General features: G+C 62.5%; 22 protein-coding genes. 3 read left to right on the plus strand and 19 right to left on the minus strand.

The window, feature by feature from the left end:
- Nucleotides 1–30 precede the first annotated feature (30 nt).
- From tssG to LGN19_RS31945, 7 genes are all read right to left on the minus strand, one after another.
- Nucleotides 31–1,131, minus strand: a complete 1,101-nt coding sequence (gene tssG, locus LGN19_RS31915) for a type VI secretion system baseplate subunit TssG (RefSeq protein ID WP_226219228.1) — start codon at nt 1,129–1,131, stop codon at nt 31–33.
- On the minus strand, nt 1,095–2,930 hold the full coding sequence (gene tssF, locus LGN19_RS31920; RefSeq protein WP_226219230.1) for a type VI secretion system baseplate subunit TssF: 1,836 nt from the start codon (nt 2,928–2,930) through the stop codon (nt 1,095–1,097). Before tssF ends, tssG begins: the two co-directional genes overlap by 37 nt.
- A gap of 77 nt (nt 2,931–3,007) precedes the next feature.
- A complete protein-coding gene (tssE, locus tag LGN19_RS31925) occupies nt 3,008–3,493 on the minus strand; it encodes a type VI secretion system baseplate subunit TssE (RefSeq protein WP_043191646.1) in 486 nt (161 codons plus the stop codon).
- Nucleotides 3,494–3,555: 62 nt separating this feature from the next.
- On the minus strand, nt 3,556–4,059 hold the full coding sequence (locus LGN19_RS31930) for an Hcp family type VI secretion system effector (RefSeq protein ID WP_006477093.1): 504 nt from the start codon (nt 4,057–4,059) through the stop codon (nt 3,556–3,558).
- A gap of 70 nt (nt 4,060–4,129) precedes the next feature.
- Nucleotides 4,130–5,620: a type VI secretion system contractile sheath large subunit gene (gene tssC, locus LGN19_RS31935; protein WP_011350759.1), complete on the minus strand. Its 1,491-nt coding sequence runs from the start codon at nt 5,618–5,620 to the stop codon at nt 4,130–4,132.
- Nucleotides 5,621–5,635: 15 nt separating this feature from the next.
- Nucleotides 5,636–6,151 carry a type VI secretion system contractile sheath small subunit gene (tssB, locus tag LGN19_RS31940; protein WP_226219232.1) on the minus strand — a complete coding sequence of 172 codons (516 nt, stop codon included), beginning with the start codon at nt 6,149–6,151 and terminating at the stop codon, nt 5,636–5,638.
- 45 nt (nt 6,152–6,196) lie between these two features.
- Nucleotides 6,197–6,835, minus strand: coding sequence for a tetratricopeptide repeat protein (locus LGN19_RS31945; RefSeq protein ID WP_122944330.1), 639 nt, complete (start codon nt 6,833–6,835; stop codon nt 6,197–6,199).
- Between the two features lie 373 nt (nt 6,836–7,208).
- Between LGN19_RS31945 and tssJ the strand changes: the two genes are divergently transcribed.
- The 3 genes from tssJ (at nt 7,209) to icmH (ending at nt 10,049) form a co-directional block, all read left to right on the plus strand.
- Nucleotides 7,209–7,820 carry a type VI secretion system lipoprotein TssJ gene (gene tssJ / locus LGN19_RS31950; RefSeq protein ID WP_122944329.1) on the plus strand — a complete coding sequence of 204 codons (612 nt, stop codon included), beginning with the start codon at nt 7,209–7,211 and terminating at the stop codon, nt 7,818–7,820.
- 103 nt (nt 7,821–7,923) lie between these two features.
- Complete coding sequence (gene tssK / locus LGN19_RS31955; RefSeq protein WP_122944328.1) at nt 7,924–9,270, plus strand: type VI secretion system baseplate subunit TssK; 1,347 nt, start codon at nt 7,924–7,926, stop codon at nt 9,268–9,270.
- A complete protein-coding gene (icmH, locus tag LGN19_RS31960; RefSeq protein ID WP_226219234.1) occupies nt 9,267–10,049 on the plus strand; it encodes a type IVB secretion system protein IcmH/DotU in 783 nt (260 codons plus the stop codon). Before tssK ends, icmH begins: the two co-directional genes overlap by 4 nt.
- 81 nt (nt 10,050–10,130) lie before the next feature.
- Here icmH and LGN19_RS31965 read toward each other — a convergent pair whose 3' ends face one another.
- From LGN19_RS31965 to LGN19_RS32020, 12 genes are all read right to left on the minus strand, one after another.
- Nucleotides 10,131–10,838, minus strand: a complete 708-nt coding sequence (locus tag LGN19_RS31965; protein ID WP_226219236.1) for a hypothetical protein — start codon at nt 10,836–10,838, stop codon at nt 10,131–10,133.
- Nucleotides 10,835–11,194, minus strand: a complete 360-nt coding sequence (locus LGN19_RS31970; RefSeq protein WP_226219340.1) for a hypothetical protein — start codon at nt 11,192–11,194, stop codon at nt 10,835–10,837. The genes LGN19_RS31965 and LGN19_RS31970 overlap by 4 nt, the downstream gene beginning before the upstream one ends.
- A 2-nt stretch (nt 11,195–11,196) precedes the next feature.
- Nucleotides 11,197–11,637, minus strand: a complete 441-nt coding sequence (locus LGN19_RS31975) for an SMI1/KNR4 family protein (RefSeq protein ID WP_226219238.1) — start codon at nt 11,635–11,637, stop codon at nt 11,197–11,199.
- Nucleotides 11,638–11,679: 42 nt separating this feature from the next.
- Nucleotides 11,680–12,084, minus strand: coding sequence for an Imm1 family immunity protein (locus LGN19_RS31980; RefSeq protein ID WP_226219240.1), 405 nt, complete (start codon nt 12,082–12,084; stop codon nt 11,680–11,682).
- A gap of 80 nt (nt 12,085–12,164) precedes the next feature.
- Complete coding sequence (locus tag LGN19_RS31985; RefSeq protein ID WP_164462525.1) at nt 12,165–12,479, minus strand: hypothetical protein; 315 nt, start codon at nt 12,477–12,479, stop codon at nt 12,165–12,167.
- A gap of 117 nt (nt 12,480–12,596) precedes the next feature.
- Nucleotides 12,597–13,265: a hypothetical protein gene (locus LGN19_RS31990; protein WP_226219242.1), complete on the minus strand. Its 669-nt coding sequence runs from the start codon at nt 13,263–13,265 to the stop codon at nt 12,597–12,599.
- A 37-nt stretch (nt 13,266–13,302) separates the two neighbouring features.
- Complete coding sequence (locus tag LGN19_RS31995) at nt 13,303–13,911, minus strand: ankyrin repeat domain-containing protein (protein WP_122944319.1); 609 nt, start codon at nt 13,909–13,911, stop codon at nt 13,303–13,305.
- A 125-nt stretch (nt 13,912–14,036) separates the two neighbouring features.
- A complete protein-coding gene (locus LGN19_RS32000) occupies nt 14,037–14,537 on the minus strand; it encodes a hypothetical protein (RefSeq protein WP_226219243.1) in 501 nt (166 codons plus the stop codon).
- Nucleotides 14,538–14,561: 24 nt separating this feature from the next.
- Entirely contained in the window at nt 14,562–14,879 is a 318-nt protein-coding gene (locus tag LGN19_RS32005) for a hypothetical protein (RefSeq protein WP_226219246.1), read from the minus strand.
- A gap of 270 nt (nt 14,880–15,149) precedes the next feature.
- Nucleotides 15,150–15,503 (minus strand): hypothetical protein, encoded by a 354-nt coding sequence (locus LGN19_RS32010; protein WP_226219248.1) that lies wholly within the window; start codon nt 15,501–15,503, stop codon nt 15,150–15,152.
- Nucleotides 15,503–16,087, minus strand: coding sequence for a hypothetical protein (locus LGN19_RS32015; RefSeq protein WP_226219250.1), 585 nt, complete (start codon nt 16,085–16,087; stop codon nt 15,503–15,505). The genes LGN19_RS32010 and LGN19_RS32015 overlap by 1 nt, the downstream gene beginning before the upstream one ends.
- 73 nt (nt 16,088–16,160) lie before the next feature.
- On the minus strand, nt 16,161–16,703 hold the full coding sequence (locus tag LGN19_RS32020) for an SMI1/KNR4 family protein (protein WP_226219252.1): 543 nt from the start codon (nt 16,701–16,703) through the stop codon (nt 16,161–16,163).
- Between the last annotated feature and the right edge of the window lie 72 nt (nt 16,704–16,775).

Consider the following 16,775-nt stretch of genomic DNA (forward strand, 5'->3'; position numbering starts at 1 on the left):
GTTCGATTGCGTGTTTGTTGTCGTTCGGAATCAGTGAATCACGTGCAGCTCGTAGCGGGCGTCGGAGCGATCCTCGACCGCGTCGCGCGTGCACAGGAACGCGTCCCAGCCGAGCCGCGAGCCCGCGCCGAGCACGCTCGCGCCCACCTCGGTGCGCTTGAGCACGAGCCTCACCTCGTATTCGAGCGTGACGCCGGCGAGCAGCGTCAGCATCCGCTCCAGTGCGATGGCCTGCGCGCCGCCGGGCAGGAACGCCTCGTAGTCGCGCTTGGACAGCGGGCCGACGACGATCCGCGCGCGCATGTCGCGCTGCCACACGCGCTCGCCGACGAGCGCCGTCGCGCCGAGCACCGCGTTGACCTCGCCGAGCACGCTCAGCTGGTCGGGCGGCACGTCGTACCACTTGCCGACGAACTGGTCGATCTTCACCGGCACGCGGAAATAGTCGGACAGCGTGCGCTGCAGGTACGCGGCCGACATCGGCCGGTGCCGCGCGGCCAGCGCGTAGCCGGCGACGGCCTCGTCGAGCACGCCTCCCGCGCCGGCCGCGAGGCTGTCGCGCACCTCGTCGCTCGGCACGCCCGCGATCGCGAGCAGCAGCGGTAGGTAGCGTTCATCGCGGTCGAGCTCGTAATGGAACGGCAGCCGGTATTTCTTCCACGCGGCATAGAACAGCGCGGTCGCGCGGTTCGAGAACACATCGAAGAATGCGCGCGCCGCATGGTCGCGCTTCAGGTGCTCGCGCGCGACGATCTGTTCGGTGTAATGCAGCGGCAACGCGCCCTGCCCGCCGAGCAACCCGAAGAACGCAGGCGTCAGCTCGACGTGGCCGAGCTCGCCAGCCGCGAGCGCGGCGCCGCGCGCCTCGCCCGTCTTGAGCTGGGTGCCGTCGTCGTCGAACGAGCGCGCGCCTTCGATCTCGCTCGGCGGAAAGCTGAGCGACAGCGTGTTGCGGAATTCGATGCGCTGCGCGACCACGTCGCCGTGCCGCCACGCGCCGGGCGCGTCCGACGCCTGCCGCGCGAACAGCCCTTCGAGCACGCGCACCGCCTGAAAGAACTCGAAGCGGTGCGGTTCGTCGAGCAGCGCGTCGACTACGCCAGGATCGATTCGCCGGTCCGGGGCTTGCATCGGATGATCTCCTCGCCGGTGCGCTTCGACACGACGACTAGTTGAACGAAACTGTTGAGGTGGACGTACAGCCCGAAGAAGCTGTCGAGCACGCGCACGAACGAGGCCAGGCTCGCGCCGACGAAGTGCTCCTCGTCGATCGTCAGGCGGATCTCGATGCCGCGCACGAAGGTCGCGAACGGCTTGCCGGGCAGCCACTGCACGGCGCCGCGCTGCTCGACGCCGGCGAGGCCGTCGATCTGGCGCATCGACACGGCGGTGCGCCGCAGGTCGTACAGCGTCAGCATTTCCTTCAGCGGTGCGAGGCCGTGCGCGACCAGCGACACGTGATTGAGCGCGAGGTGCGACACGAGCCGCCAGTGCGCGGCGCGGCCGCGCTCGAAGCGCACGCTCTGCGTCGGGCGGCGCAGCAGCGAAATGCCGCTCGTCTGCGCGCCGCCTTCCTGAAACAGGTCGCCGCCTTCGAGCCCGAACGCGAGCATCGCCGGCAGGTCGCGGTTCGTGCAGGTGAGGTCGAGGCTCAGCGTGTCGGTCTGCGGCGACGTCGGCTCGAAATCGATGTCGACGATCGAGATCTCGGTTTCATAACCGGGGCTCTTCTGCGCGACCCAGTCGTTGCGGCGCGCGAACCAGTAATGGCCGATCCGCGCCGATTCGCCGTGATGCAGCGAATAGAACGGCCGGAACTCGATCACCGATTCCTCGTGCGCCTGCTGCCGGACGAGCTTCACCGAATCGATCGAATACACCTCGTACGCGAACGCGCGCCGCGCCTCGGCGATCACCGGGTAGGACACCGCGCGGTGCGTGATGCGGATCGGCTCGCCGTGCTGGCGGAACAGGTTGACGATCGGCGTGCAGAACAGCCGGAAGTGGCTCGCCGTCAGCAGTTCGAGCAGCCGCGCGACGTGCGAATCGCTGCGCACGTCCTGCAGCACGAGATGCAGCGTCGCGCGCTGGCAGCGGCCGGTCGCGCGCGCGATCGCCGCGATGTCGAAGTCGACGAAATCGAACTTGTCGGGGAACGCGAAGTATTCAGTGAGCAGGCGATACGCGGGATGCGATTTCGCCGGGTAGTCGATCAGCGCGTCTTCCTCGTCGAAGCCGGCGTGCGCGATCGGCAGCTTGCGCAGCGCGGTCCAGCGGCCGTTGCGTTCGGGCTCGACATACGCGCCGAGCACATTGACGAACAGGCAGTCCGTCAGCGCGGCGACGAACGACTGCTCGCCGTGCAGGTGCGCGCGCAGCGTCGGCAGCTTCAGCGCGCCGAGATCGAGCTGCGCGGCGAGTGATTCGAAGGTGATCGAGATCACGCCCGTCGCGTTCGACGGCAGCACCGTCGCGCTCGGCGCGAGTGCGACCGGCGTGTAGCGGGCTTCCGAGATGCGGATCGGCGCGAGCGTCACGTCGTAGGCGGTGCGGAACCGGCACTGTACGCCGCGAATCGGGCGGCTCTTCAGCTCGGTGCCGCGATCGATCACGACCGGTTCGGTCTGCTGGCCGGGCGACGCCGGCGTGAACTGCGCGATCGAGCACGACGGGAACGGCCGCAGGTAGTGCGGATACAGCACTTCCAGCAGCGCTTCGGTGAATTCGGGGTAATCGTCGTCGAGCTTCTTGTTGATCCGCGCGCCGAGCAGCGCGAACGACTCGATCATCCGCTCGACGTGCGGATCCTCGCAATGCTCGCCCGACAGCGCGAGCCGCGCCGCGATCTTCGGATAGCGTTCCGCGAAATCTCGCGAATAGCGCCGCAAAAACGATAATTCGCGCTCGTAATACGGCAGCAATTCTTCCATCGACGACCCCGAACCTCAATATTTCCTGCCGGACCCTGATCCACCACCGGGCGGTCCGGCCCGCTCGGCGGCATGATTTACTGCATTCTTGCGGCGCGTGCGCGCGTGACCGAATACTGCAGCGTCGACGGCTGCAGCATCGCGTCGAAACTCACCGGCTCCTCGGCCGGGTGCACGACGAGCAGCGCCTGGATCGCGAAGTAGAGCGCGTTGGTGGCCTGCTCGTTCAGCTCGAACGTCACCTGCACCTGCTGCAGCCGCGGCTCGTGACGCGCGATGGCCTGCTGGATCGACTTGCAGATGAACGCGCGATCGTAGTGACTCGCGAGGCTCAGCCCCGCGAAATCGTTCAGCCCGTAGGTCAGCACCGACTTCTGGCATTCCGGCAGCGCGGCCAGCTCGATTTCGGTGTGGGCGATACGGGTGTTGAGAATCGCCTCGACGTCGCGGGCGACCGTGTTCTTGAGCTCGTCCAGCGACAATTGCCGCATCGCTGCCGAGGCCGGCAGGTGCGGTTCGTCGTCGAACAGCTTGTCGAGAAAACTGGGTTCGAATCGTTTCATCGGCCGGTGTTCACAGCGAAAACGGCAACGGGACGCTGCGCGCCCCGTTGCCGCAACCGACCTTAGACCGCGTAGGTCTTGTCGTTCTTCGTCAGACTCCAGGCGCCTTGCGTGTTGCCGCCCTGGTTGCCGCCGATCTTCTGCTGGGTTTGCTTCCACTGCACAGCTGCGTACTTCAGCGAGAACGTCTCGAGCGGCAGACCTTCTTCGCGAACGCTCGGGGCGATGCTCGAGATGATCACGTACTTGAGCTTGACTTCCAGATACTGCACGCGCTTGCCTTCACCGTCAGCGCGCGAGAAATGGACCGTCACCTCGTCGAACGTGGTACCGCCCGAAGCGTGTTGGTACAGCAGCGGGCTCGACGAATCGATTTCCTTCGTGAAAATCATGTCGCCGTGCTCGCAACGCGTCATCGTGTGACCGCCAGCGGTCGATGCGGTTGCCGAACGCGGTTGAACGATCGAGTGATCCCACGATTTCAGCTCGATCCAGCCCTGGTGGTCCTTGTCCGCGGATTCGCCCTTCACCGCGGGACTACCAAACTGCAAGTGCATATGTAACATGGCCCTTCGACTCCCCAAAGAGGTGGTTTTAACGTCCTACCCAGGCGGCCCGCCCGGGCGATCTACTCGCTTATGAATTTGCCGGTTTGGGCAGATCAGCGACAAGTCGCAGAGAAATCGAGAGTTCGTCGAGCTGAAAGTGCGGGCGCAGGAACGCGACCGAACGATACGAGCCCGGCTTGCCCGGAATCTCCGACACTTGTATGGATGCCTCACGCAGCGGAAATTGCGCTTTCTGTTCCTGCGAGGCGTTATCGTCGAGCAGGACGTACTGCGAAATCCACCGGTTGAGGAAAGTCTCCACGTTCTGCGCCGATGCGAAGCTGCCGATCTTGTCCCGCATCATCGCCTTCAGGTAGTGCGCGACGCGCGATACCGAGAAGATGTACTGAAGCTGGGCGGACAGGACGGCGTTCGCATTCGCGCTGTCGGTGCTGTATTTCTTGGGCTTTTGCACCGACTGCGCAGCGAAGAACGCGGCGTAATCTGAGTTCTTGCAATGGACGAGCGGGATGAAGCCGAGGTCGCTCAGCTCCTTCTCGCGGCGATCGGTGATCGCGATTTCGGTCGGGCACTTCAGCGCGACTTCACCGTCGTCGGTCTTGAACGTGTGGGTCGGCAGGTCCTCGACGAGGCCGCCGCCTTCGACGCCGCGGATCGCCGCGCACCAGCCGAAGTCGTCGAATGCGGCCGTCAGGCGCGCAGCGAACGCCCACGCGGCGTTGCACCACAGGTACTTGTCGTGGTCCGTGCCGTCGACGTCCTCGACGAAGTTGAAGTTCTCCGCGGTCTGGCCGTCCTTCGGATTGAACGGCAGGCGGCCGAGGAAGCGCGGCAGCGTCAGGCCGACGTAGCGCGAATCTTCGGCGTCGCGGAACGACTTCCACTTCGCATATTCGACCGTATCGAACACCTTGCCCAGGTCGCGCGGCTTGCCGAGGTCGGAGAACGACTCGAGGCCGAGCAGCTCGGGCGATGCCGACGCGATGAACGGCGCATGCGCGGCCGCTGCAACGTGCGACATCTGCTCGATGAAGTACATGTCTTCCGGCTGGCGCGAGATCTCGTAATCGCCGATCAGCGCACCGAACGGCGAGCCGCCGAACGTGCCGAACTCTTCTTCGTAGACCTTCTTGAACAGCGCGCTCTGGTCGAACTCGCTCGCGCCCTTGAAGTCGCGCACGAGGTCGCGCTTCGGTGCGTGCAGCGCCTTGATCTTGATCGTCTGGCCGGTGTTGCTTTCCTTGACCAGATAATCCATCCCGCGCCACGTGCTTTCTAGGCGCTGGAATTCCGGCGCGTGCATCACGGCGGAAAGCTGCGTGGAAATCAGGCGGTCGAGTTCCGCGACGCGCGCGTCGATCGTGGCCGACAGGTTGTCCGACACGATCACCGTGCCGTCGAGCACCTGGTGCACGAGTTCGCCGATCAGGTCCTTCGCACGCGCATGCTCGGAATCGGATTTCGCGACCTTGCTCTTCTCGACGATGTCGTCGAGCAGCGAGGTCCCGGCGGCGTAGTCCGCGCCGCTCGCTTGGGCCGCAGCCGTTTGCTGGTTCATCTCAACACTCCGTCGTCATTCGCCGTCTTTGTCGCCGCCCGTGCCCTTCGCGAGCTCATGCAGCTGCTGCGTGTTCTTCAGCACATCGGACAGCAGATCCTCGAGCTTGTCGTTGCCGGCGAGCTTGTTGCGCAGGTCGGCGAGCTTCGAGCGCGCCTCGAGCAGGCGGCGCAGCGGCTCGACCTGTTCGACGACTTCGTCCGGGCTGAAATCCGACAGCGAACGGAATTTCAGGTCGACCGCGAACTTGCCGCCTTCCGGGCTCAGGCGGTTTTCCACCTGGAACGCGGCACGCGGCTCGATCGCCTTCATCACGTCGTCGAAATTGTCGCGATCGATGTTGACGAATTTACGGTCGCGCAGCTTCGGCTGCTCGATTTCGGACTGGCCCGCCAGATCGCCGACGACCCCGACGACGAACGGCAGTTCCTTCACCTCGATCGCGTCGCCCTTCTCGACCTCGTAGGTCAGTTGGACGCGCGGCGGCCGTATTTTCTGCAAGCTTTTCTGAATGCTTTCTTTCTTGGCCATCTCGACGGCTCCCAGGTTAGTTGTGGTTATCGCGTCAGTTTGCGGTCAGTTGCGCAGTGCACCGAACGGGTCACCGCCCTTCGCCCCGCCGCCCGACGACGTGTTCGTCGGCGTCACCGTAGCGGTAGTGTCACCGCCTGGCGTCGGGTTGACCTTCTTGTGCACGACCGTGCGGACCCGCTTGGTCCGGACAGCGGGGCGGGCATTCGTCTCCGGCGGGAACAGCGCCGATTCGCCCAGCGTATCGCGCAACTGCTTCGCGAGCGCCTGCGCATCGGACTTCGCATCGCCCGCGAGCGACGAATCCTGGCGCAGCTCGCCGAGCGACTGCGTCGCGATCCGCAGGCCGGCCACGGCCAGCACGCTCTTCGCCTGACGGTCGGTCGCGTCGCGCTGCAGTGCTTCCTGCGCGGCAACGATGGCCTGACCGTAGTGGTTCTGGGCGAACTGGATTTGCGCGATGCGCGACCACGGCTCTTCGCGCGTCGGATCCGACTTCGCGAGCTGCTGGTACAGGCCGAGGGCCTTGTCCTGGTCCCCCGCCTTCGCAACTGCGTCCGCATCGGCCAGCGACTTGTTGAACACTTCAGCAGTCGGCGGCGCGGGAGGCTGGCTCGCACAACCGGCGATCACGCCGCAAGCCACTACTACCCCAGACAGTTTTGCGAAGAGACGGTCTTTCATCGTTATATCCACCGGCGCGTGAGTTTTAAATCGTTGAGAATCTGGTTCTTTTGCTTTGCAAGAAGCGCGCGGGTATAGTACCGATCAATTTTTCATAATTCAATCGTCGTGTGAAGAGTAATTCCTTTTAAAACCGAACGCTACCCCCTCCAATGGCCTCTCGCGGCGGGCTCGCAGCGATTTTGCCATCAGCCGGAATGGGCAAATTTTACTGGTTGCGCGACGTGCCGCCCGAATGGCGGAAAAATTTTCCGGACGCTTGCCACGACGCGGGCGTGCTTAATAGTTGAATGGTGCAATGTCGGGGATACGCAGCGAGCGCGGAATTACCCGGCAGATTTGACAGGGATAAAGGCGGCACGCCGGAAATACGATGAGATCGTTGATGATTCGCTTTGCGCTGCCATTGGTTGCCTGCGCGCTTCTGGCCGGATGCGCGGCCGCCCCGCTGCTCGGCTCGGCCGCGAGCGCCGTGATGTCCGCGGCCGGCATCGGCAAGCCCGAGGTACCCGACGCGCAGAAGCCGCCGCGCAACCTCGGCATCACGCTCGCCGCCGCGCCGAACCTGAATGCCGCGACCGACAACAAGCCGCTCGCGCTCGTCGTGCGGCTCTATACGCTGAAGGACCCGACGTCGTTCCAGCAGGCGCCGTTCGACGCATTTACCGACCCGACCAAGGAAAAGGCCGCGCTGGGCGCCGACCTGCTGAACGTGCGTGAAATCACGCTGATTCCGGGCCAGCGCTACACGGCGACCGAGAAGGTTTCGCGCGAAGCGCAGGCATTCGGCATCGTCGCGCTGTTCCGCGATCCCGCACTGCAACGATGGAAACTGACGTTCGATCCGGTGAAGTCGGAGAAATCCGGCATAATCATCGGCCTGCATAATTGCGCGATGACGGTCACCGACGGCACTGTCATCGCACCGCAACAGGGTGCGCCTTCGCAACCGCTGAATTTGCTTTCTTCGGTCTCCTGCGGTTAAACAATGACGCACGAATGTCAATTAACAAGAGTTAACAATTGGCGATTTAATTCGGGCACGAACAAATCGATTACATCGCAACGCGACATTAACCGGATTTGACATGAGTTATTCGGCCAAGGTGCTGTGGGGGGAAGGGCTGTTCCTCCGGCCTCAACACTTTCAGCGACAGGACGCGTACCACGAAGCGCGCCTGTTCGAATCGATCCAGGCGATCCAGCCGTACAACTGGGGCGTGCGCACGGTACGCATCGACCGCGATGCGCTCGGCAGCAACGTGCTGCGGGTGGCCGAGCTCGCGCTCGTGTTCCCGGACGGCGCGCTGTATGCCGCGCCGCAGGCCGACGACCTGCCGCCGCCGATCGCGCTGGACACGCTGCCTGACGGCATCAATGAATTCGTGTTCTATCTCGCGCTGCATCCGCTGCGCGAGAACGCCACCAACTACAGCGACGATCCGGCCGCCGGCTTCATGACGCGTTTCGTCAGCGAGCAGACGAGCGTCGCCGACAACTTCACCGACGCGGCCGAAGCCGACATCACGTTCCTGAAGACGCAGGTCAAGCTGATCGCGCACAGCGAACCGCGCGACCAGCTGCTGTCGGTACCGCTCGTGCGCGTGCGCCGCACCGCGACGTCCGGTTTCGAGATCGACGACAGCTTCGTGCCGCCGTGCCTCGCGATCGACGCGTCGCCGATCCTGCACCAGCGCCTGCGCCAGCTCGTCGACGCGCTGCAGGCGAAGGTGAACGCGCTGTACGGCTTCCACCGCGAGCCGTCGAAGAACATCATCGAGTTCCGCTCGGGCGACATCGCGTCGTTCTGGCTGCTGCACACCGCCAACGCCGCGTTCGCGACGCTCGCGCACCTGCACCAGCATTCGGCGCTGCATCCGGAGCGGCTGTTCCAGGAACTGCTGCGCCTCGCGGGCCAGCTGATGACGTTCTCGAAGGGCTATACGCTCGCCGACCTGCCGGTGTACCGCCACGACGATCCGGGCCCGAGCTTTGCGCGTCTCGACCTGATGCTGCGCGAACTGCTCGATACCGTGATCTCGACGCGCTACTTCGCGATCACGCTCGACGAAGTGCGCCCGTCGTTCCACCTCGGCCGCCTCGATTCGGGCAAGATCGACGACAAGACCGAGTTCTACCTCGCGGTGTCCGCGGACATGCCGAGCGTCGAGCTCGTCGATGCGGTGCCGGCCCGCTTCAAGGTCGGCGCGCCCGACGACGTCGACAAGCTCGTGCTGTCGGCCATGCCCGGCGTGCGGCTCTCGTACACGCCGCAGGTGCCGCCCGCGATTCCGGTGCGCCCGGGCGCCTGCTACTTCGCGCTCGATTCGCGCGGCGCGCTGTACGAGCGCATGCTGCAGGCCCAGTCCGCGATGATCTACGCGCCGACTGGCATCAATGACCTGAAATTCGAACTGATCGCGGTCACATCATGAGCTACGCGCCTTCCCTGTTCGGCGACAACGCGCCGGCACCGCTGCATACGCCGGCGTCGACCGACGCCTCGTTCCAGGCCCGTTCGTTGCTCGACCTGCTGTACGACGGGTTCTTCATGCTGTTCCTGCTCAAGAACGGGCGGGAGCCGGAGAACGCGGGCGAGTTCAGCACGCGGATCCAGGAATTCCTGTCGGACTTCGAGCGCGGGGCGAAGAAGCTGAATATCGCGGCTGAAGATGTGTACAGCGCGAAGTTCGCGTTCTGCGCGGCCATCGACGAGATGGTGCTGTCGTCGCAGTTCAAGATCCGCACGGACTGGGAGCGCCGGCCGCTGCAGCTCGTGCTGTTCGGCGAGCAGCTCGCGGGCGAGAAGTTCTTCCAGTATCTCGAGGATTGCCGCGCGCAGGGTGCGGCGCGGCTGCAGTCGCTCGAGGTGTTTCATATGTGCCTGCTGCTCGGATTCCAGGGCAAGTATCTGCTCGAAGGGCCGGAGAAGCTGGCGTACCTCACCGCGCGGCTGGGGGACGAGATCGCGCATATGAAGGGCAAGCGGGCGCCGTTCGCGCCGCATTGGCCGCTGCCGGACCAGATCGCGCACCGATTGAAGCGCGAGGTGCCGGTTTGGGCGATCGGGGCGGTGTTCGCGCTGGTTGCGCTGCTCGGCTATCTCGGGCTCAACACGTATCTGAAGGACAAGACGCTGCAGGCGCTGGCGCCTTATTCGCAAGTGATCAAGGTCGGGCCGGAATCGGCAAATCTGACGATTTCGTTGCCTTGAGGGGCGTCGTTTTTTGCGCGTCGCTTCACGATAAAAAAAGGACCGCCGAGCGGTCCTTTTTTATTGCAGCATGCCGTTCAGTCATGCGCGCGACCGCATGCCGTTCGGGCCCAGATCGAGGAAGTCGTCGTGGCGATCGAAATGGTTGAGGCAGCGGACGATGTCCTCGATCGATGCGTCCGGCTTCTGGCGATAGGCGAGATCGACGACGTCCTGAAAATGCTCGCACGAGTACTGGAATACGTAACCCAGCTCGGTGACCCTTTCAGGGTAGATCTCGCGATCCTCGTCGTCGACCTGTACCGTATCGCCGATGTAAATCGTCTGTTGCGGGTGCAGCGCTGCGTCGCCGTCCTTTCCGTAAACATCGTATAGCCAGGCGGGATCGTAGCGCTCCCGCCGTTCGGCCTTCGCACGGACGACGGCGATGAACTCGGCAAGCGTGAAGGTTCTGTTCTTGAAATCTTCCGGGCCGCGAACCTGCAATCCGATGCGCTCGCATTCGATACGCGCCAGCCATTGCTCGGCCTTGTCACGCTCGCACGCCAGCAGGTCGGCATCCGTGCCGCTTGCCGCCGCAAGCGCCCGCTCCAGGAACGGCCGTGCCGATACGCCGCGTGACGTTTCGCACCACAACTCCCCGAGTGCGACGAGCGACTGCACGAGCGCAACGCGATCGCCTTCCTGCTCGGCCTCGGTCAGCGCCAGACACAGCGCAGCTTCGCCACGATCCGTCATGCCGCGATCGAGCAGCATCAATGCCTTGCGGAAGGTTTGCCGCGCACTCACCGTGACGCCTCGTGGTCCGGCAGATCCATCCAGATGTCCTCGTAACCGGTGGCGTCGATGATGAAACGCGCGCCGGCCGGCAGCATCAGATAAGGCAGGACCAGCGGCAGGAATGTAGACAGATGCGCGACATGCAGCGGCTGATAGAAATCGTCCGCATCCGAGTATTCGCCGCAATGAAAGAACCAGCTGATGTTGTGACCTTCGGACAGCCTCACGCGCGTGCCGTAGACAGGCGTTTTCCCGAGCGTCGACATGGCGACGGCAACCATGTCCTCAGGTTCGGCTGCTCGCAGACCGTATCGTGCACACACCGCCTCCTGGCGCTCGCGCATCGCAACGGAATCATCGGTCACGTTCAATTCGCTCCTGCTCCCGCATGGCCCCGCATCGACAGAAAGGTGGCGAAATCGTCGGCCACGTGCGCCGTCTCGCCCGTCTCGTGCGACCAGAGGACGATGGCCGGCTCCAGCGACGCATCGATCCGGTCGTAATCGAAGCAATAGTAGTCACCCGTCCCGAACTCGGCAAACGGCAACAGGGTCGAGAAATCGGCATCCGCGTGGTCGAAGTTGTCTCGCCACTCGCGCCAGCCTTCGTTGTAGTGCCGAACGATCGAATTCCACGTCTTGCGCGGATTGCGCGCATCGAAGACGGGGAACACGGGCAATCCGCCGAGCGACCGGCCATTGTTGAGCAGCAGCCATGCCGCGAACGTGTGCGGCAACGCGCGGCCGAGCGCTGCTTCGGCCGCTTCGATTTCCGCCGTGGTCGTACCGATGGTTGCTGTTCGGGTCATCGATCGGTCTGCCTCAATGCTCGCCGCGTCTGTATCGGCGTATCAGCCGGGTTGCCAACATAGCGCGGGATCGGCGCCGCCGCTCGAGACGAAATAAATCGCTGCTTGCACGGCCGTCGCGCGATCCACGCAGTCTCGCACCCGATAGCTGCCGCGCTGGCCACCCGTGACCAGTTCGATCGTTTCGCCAGCCGGTGCGGTGGGTGTCGTCAGATTCAGTAACGCGGCGTCGACGTGCGACGCAATGAACACGACATACCGGTCGTCGCTGCCGCCACCTATCGACATCACCATTGCATCGCTCGTCTCGAATGCGACAGTCGAGCGATCGCTTCCGTTCAGCCTTTCGACTGCGGTGATGGCTTGCGCAACGCTGTCGCAGTGCGCTTCCGTCACGTGCGAACGGCTGCCGATATACGCTTCTTCGATCACTTTCGTGGTTCGCATTCGATGTCCTTCGCCCTTGCTCAAACGGACGGGTTACGTTGTCCGAGCGACGTTCGGCGCTTTACGCTCGACCTGATCCGTTACTCAATACTCGTCACCCAATAGAAATCGGACGCGGCCAAACCGAACCGCGTCTTCACGACTTCTACCGCATGCGCGGTCTTCACCCGCGAATCGACGCTGACGACCACGCCTTTTATCGGCGCGTTGAGGTAATACATGAACTGCATCGGCCCGACCCTGTCGTCGACCAGAACGCATGCAAAGTATTCGTCCAGATCGTCGACACCCTTCTCGAACGGAATCCCGGTCAACGCCGCGCATTCAGCATGGTCGAATCGGAGCATGCAGACAGGCTTGCCATTGCCACTGGGCCAAACACGGGTCTCGTTCATTGTCGGTGGACCTTCATCACTGTGGTTCGTTACACACCGGCGCGCGAATCGTGTGCAAGCGTCTGCCAGGTCATCCGTGTCGTGGCCGTCCAATCTCATCACACGACTCGCCCGCATTCACCCAGCAACCATCTCCATGAAAACCGCCGCTTCGGCATCCGGCAGCGCGTCGCTTATCCGCGACCGGACTTCCGCAAGGAATGCCGGCCGGATTTCATCCGTGTCGTCGACGATATCGCGTGCATGCTTTCCGACATACAGATCGCACCAGATCCATAGCGCGTGCGCGAAATGCGTGAGGGATGGCGCGACGCGCAATGGGGTCCAGGCGCACGCGCCGTGGCGGTCGAACAGCACCTCGCCTTCCGGCACGACGATAACAGGATCGCCGCCCATCTGACCCAACAAGATCCAGTCGTCGTGCCATCCGGACAGCCGCCGGCCCGATGCGTCGATGCGATAGCCGGTCTGGCCGATCGCGAGGCTCGCCGGGTTGCCGTATAACAGGAGGTCGTCAGCGGTCCAGGGGATCGACAGATCGACGTCGTCGAGCGCGTTGAACCATGCGGCAATTTCAGCGCTGACCGAGACGGATTTCGCGTGTGCCGGATGATCGGGAGCACGTACACCGATGCTTGCGCGTGCGTCCACCGTGCCGCGAATCCGGACGATGAACCGATTCAGATCCCGATTGGGCATATCGTGCCTCCCGTTGACCTTGCGCGTTGCCGAAGCGCTTGTGAACGATGCCGGCGTCGCGTCTCCCTGTCTGCCGCATGCCAGCATCTGCGTGAATCCTCGATCCCGGAGATCGACGACGCCATCAGTCGAATTTCAGGTGTCCATCGAGCCACTTCCCGACCTCGTTCCTGCCGAGATCGGACGCGGATTGCTTCAAATGAAGCGCCTCATCGCGGCTCACCTCCACCCCTCTGCGCAACAGCACATTCAGCCCCGATATCGCGGCGTCTTCCCCGTCGAGACAATAGAGCGCCTGCCGGATCGGTGTGAGACCGTTTGCCGCCACCGTCGACATGTCGGCACCGGCGTCGATCAGTTTCTCCGCTCGCGCGATCAATCCGAATTTCAACGCCGCCGATAGCGCCGTGATGCCGCTGCGGTTCGGCTCGTCCAGCAGGCTCCGCGCCGCATACCACGCCACCGCTTGCTCGAAGAGCGCCGCATCGCGATCCAGCGTCGCGCAATGCAGAAACGTATCTCCGGTGCGCTCGTTCCTCTGCAGGAAATTCACGTGGTTGCCGTCCAGAAAATCGAAGATCGCTCGACTTCTTGCGACCTGGAACAGGATGGGCATGCCCTCGAGCACATCCTGTCTTGCAATGTTGGGCAGCAGCCGCTGAATCGGAGCCAGGTCACCTTCCGAGAACGCACCGGCCGCCTCGAAAATATCAACAAGGAATTCTGCATTCATACTCGGTCACCCTCTAGTTCTCGACCCGCGTCGCGTCGTGCTCCAGTCGATGGTAGGTGTCGGCGGGGTCTCACGCGTACTGCATCGCATGACTGCATTTGGGTCGCAGGCGCCCTCCGCACCGGCTAGGCATTCGAAAACACGACCAACCTGCCCTCGGGATGCCGGCCATCCCAGCCACACGGGAAACCGCCGTCGAGATAGGCATGCAGAATGCTGTCCCAAATCGGCGGGAAGCAGTCGTTGGCGTAGCACTGAAACAGAATGCCGATATCCCTGGTCATCAATTCGATCAGCGGACACGACACCGCATTCGTCCACTTGAGATCTGCCCCGTTGAAGTGCTTGCCCTCGATGCCCCAGTGCCGATTCTTCATCAACCGGGATGCAATCTGGCGGCTCCATTCGAAGCCAGCGGGAAACACCTCCTCAGCGTCGCTGACCGACTCCCATTCGTCGAAGTCGTCGAACGAATCATCGGTCGCGAAGTGACGTGCGATCGCCGCATCCCGGACAACGTGATGCGTCACTGGATCGCCGCGATAGGCGGCACCAAAAAATGCGTCCTGCTCGAGAAATCGTACGAGCGGATCGGCTGCAATCAGCACGTCATGCCAGGATTTCATCGCGACTTGTGGCAGACCATGTCGTCAGAACAGGATGAACGCGTCGTTCTCGACGTAAAAAACGAACGCATCGAGCAACTGCGCCACGCTTGGTTCGTCGACTTGATCGTGGGCGTTGATCACGATGTCCTCGATCGTCGCGCTGTCCAACGTGATCCGCCAACCGGGTTGATTCGCGGCAGCAGGGGCGGCAGCGTCCTCCGCATCCTGGGTGTCTTCAAAGAACACGCCTTCGGTATCGAGCGTCCATGGCATGGGCGGCAAGTAGAGCCATCCTGCGAAGTCGCCAGGGCGCTCGAGGATGTGTTTCAGCGATGCTTCGGTCACGGAAGTGGTCAACATGGGTGGTGCGGTTGTAGCTGGGGCAAATGCGTCTAGGGCTCGAGCGAGGTGGCGAATCGCCTCCTTCTCCGCCCCCTATTGCGTAACGGCCGAATGCGCGCGGTTACTGTTTGTCGCGTTCGTGCAGCGAGCCGTAATTATGCCCATTTCGTACCCGCGAGATCACACCGGCCGTTGTTGCCGGTTGAGTTGCTCGCGGTCGAATGCCGCGCTTGACGAAGCCTGCGGCGATGGTGATGCGACGGACCGAATGCATCGACCAAAGGAAGCTTATGTCGGCGCCCCGAAATACACGAAGTCAAACGCGTCAAGCCAGTGCGCGAAGGCGTCCGGCACCCCGTCACGCCAATGCCGTGCGGAATCGATGCGTCTGTCGGACGCAAACAAGACGGCGTCTCCCACCGCGGCAGCGTAAATGGTCAACACGATCAGACCGCCGCCTTCCGCCGCAAATGCCGCACGTCGACAGACTCCGGGATCCTCGATGTCGTCGAAAAACACCACGCCGAATGGGGTCAGGTCTGCTTCCCGACAGCGGATGTATCCCCAATCCGCGATCCTGACCGGGTGTGCCTGAAACGCGGCGTCGAGAGAGGAATAGTGGATCGTCACCAAGGTCGACATCAGGGTTCGTAGCGGATCGTTTCGTAGATCCTGGCCATGCCTTGCTTGGCGGCGCTTTCGTTTGCCGCCAATCCGGACGACAAGATTACACAGGTCCACCCGTTGCCGCAGACCTTGCTTGTAACGAGATCGAGACGATGCGCGTAGAGCTCGTCTTGATTGAAGATCTTGTGCGTATAGCGTGAAGCGAGCGCCGGATATTTGTTATCCAACATGAACGGGGCAAAGTTCGGCTGCGTGTACTGCGCCGCGTTGTCGTCCACCTCGCTCTTGTAGAGATACTGCGCCGTACCTTCGAAAGAAGCTGCGACCTTGGTCCGCACCACCTGAACAACGACGTCCAGATTCAGTACTTCGAATGCGGCTTTGTCAGCCTGGATACTGACTCCCCGCCCTTCGGTGTCCTGGAGCGCGTCGTTTGCCGTGATCCGCCAGTCCGCCGGGATCTGGAAGCTCAAACCGTTGGATTGGAAGCGCTTCGGGTGAACCAGGTCAGGGGCTGCTGCCGCTCTCGGCCGGAAATCGTCGGCGTATGACGTCGACACAACCATGAGGAGGACAAAAGGTACGGCGACGATTCGCATGGGCGGCCCTATCAGTCGATTTTTTTGTTTTACACACACGAGCCTCTGCTCGAATCAGAGGCACAGATTAAAATCAATCGTGAAGCATATCAAAGAAATGACTCAACGAATCAGACACAAGCTCAACATTATCCCAATACCCGCTCCCATCCGACTCCGACTCAAGGCCGTGACTCCAGTAATAAACTCCACCAACTTTATCTCCCTTGGCCGACAGCAAGATTAGATCCCCACCTCCCGCGGATCCAATACAAATCAACTCGCCCGGAAATCTCTTCCTGTAAACCTCCATGTTTTTCATGATAGAAAAAGTGGAGCTACGCGGCACCGTCGATGAAAATAAATAATTAACCACCCTCTCCCGATCGCCACTCCAAAGCAAATTCCCGGACGGCTCTCCCCCATTGACCGCCTCGAGAAACTGCCGGTATTCAAGCGGCAAACTAGCGCCAATTTGATGCTCGAGTTGATCGAGTTCAGCCCCAGATGGAAGCGGCGCGTGATAGACAGCAATCATCTCACTCCTTCGAGATGCCTTGAATCTTCGTTTCGAATCGCGTTCCTCCTGATCAATCTCGGCCTCACTCATGCCGAGACGCTTAAACTGAGTGCTCATTTATCCCTCCTTGCCCCGCGGACTGCTTCGCTGAATTTTTATTGATGGTCACCAGACTCACCCATCTCCATA

It is taken from the genome of Burkholderia sp. AU30198 (assembly GCF_020419825.1).
Lineage (GTDB): Bacteria > Pseudomonadota > Gammaproteobacteria > Burkholderiales > Burkholderiaceae > Burkholderia.

Bases quoted from the DNA above. Each gene is read 5' to 3' on its own strand.
- tssG (WP_226219228.1), bottom strand. From the start codon at position 1,131: ATGCAAGCCCCGGACCGGCGAATCGATCCTGGCGTAGTCGACGCGCTG.
- tssF (WP_226219230.1), bottom strand. From the start codon at position 2,930: ATGGAAGAATTGCTGCCGTATTACGAGCGCGAATTATCGTTTTTGCGG.
- tssE (WP_043191646.1), bottom strand. From the start codon at position 3,493: ATGAAACGATTCGAACCCAGTTTTCTCGACAAGCTGTTCGACGACGAA.
- LGN19_RS31930 (WP_006477093.1), bottom strand. From the start codon at position 4,059: ATGTTACATATGCACTTGCAGTTTGGTAGTCCCGCGGTGAAGGGCGAA.
- tssC (WP_011350759.1), bottom strand. From the start codon at position 5,620: ATGAACCAGCAAACGGCTGCGGCCCAAGCGAGCGGCGCGGACTACGCC.
- tssB (WP_226219232.1), bottom strand. From the start codon at position 6,151: ATGGCCAAGAAAGAAAGCATTCAGAAAAGCTTGCAGAAAATACGGCCG.
- LGN19_RS31945 (WP_122944330.1), bottom strand. From the start codon at position 6,835: ATGAAAGACCGTCTCTTCGCAAAACTGTCTGGGGTAGTAGTGGCTTGC.
- tssJ (WP_122944329.1), top strand. From the start codon at position 7,209: ATGAGATCGTTGATGATTCGCTTTGCGCTGCCATTGGTTGCCTGCGCG.
- tssK (WP_122944328.1), top strand. From the start codon at position 7,924: ATGAGTTATTCGGCCAAGGTGCTGTGGGGGGAAGGGCTGTTCCTCCGG.
- icmH (WP_226219234.1), top strand. From the start codon at position 9,267: ATGAGCTACGCGCCTTCCCTGTTCGGCGACAACGCGCCGGCACCGCTG.
- LGN19_RS31975 (WP_226219238.1), bottom strand. From the start codon at position 11,637: ATGACCCGAACAGCAACCATCGGTACGACCACGGCGGAAATCGAAGCG.
- LGN19_RS31980 (WP_226219240.1), bottom strand. From the start codon at position 12,084: ATGCGAACCACGAAAGTGATCGAAGAAGCGTATATCGGCAGCCGTTCG.
- LGN19_RS31985 (WP_164462525.1), bottom strand. From the start codon at position 12,479: ATGAACGAGACCCGTGTTTGGCCCAGTGGCAATGGCAAGCCTGTCTGC.
- LGN19_RS31990 (WP_226219242.1), bottom strand. From the start codon at position 13,265: ATGCTGGCATGCGGCAGACAGGGAGACGCGACGCCGGCATCGTTCACA.
- LGN19_RS31995 (WP_122944319.1), bottom strand. From the start codon at position 13,911: ATGAATGCAGAATTCCTTGTTGATATTTTCGAGGCGGCCGGTGCGTTC.
- LGN19_RS32000 (WP_226219243.1), bottom strand. From the start codon at position 14,537: ATGAAATCCTGGCATGACGTGCTGATTGCAGCCGATCCGCTCGTACGA.
- LGN19_RS32005 (WP_226219246.1), bottom strand. From the start codon at position 14,879: ATGTTGACCACTTCCGTGACCGAAGCATCGCTGAAACACATCCTCGAG.
- LGN19_RS32010 (WP_226219248.1), bottom strand. From the start codon at position 15,503: ATGTCGACCTTGGTGACGATCCACTATTCCTCTCTCGACGCCGCGTTT.
- LGN19_RS32015 (WP_226219250.1), bottom strand. From the start codon at position 16,087: ATGCGAATCGTCGCCGTACCTTTTGTCCTCCTCATGGTTGTGTCGACG.
- LGN19_RS32020 (WP_226219252.1), bottom strand. From the start codon at position 16,703: ATGAGCACTCAGTTTAAGCGTCTCGGCATGAGTGAGGCCGAGATTGAT.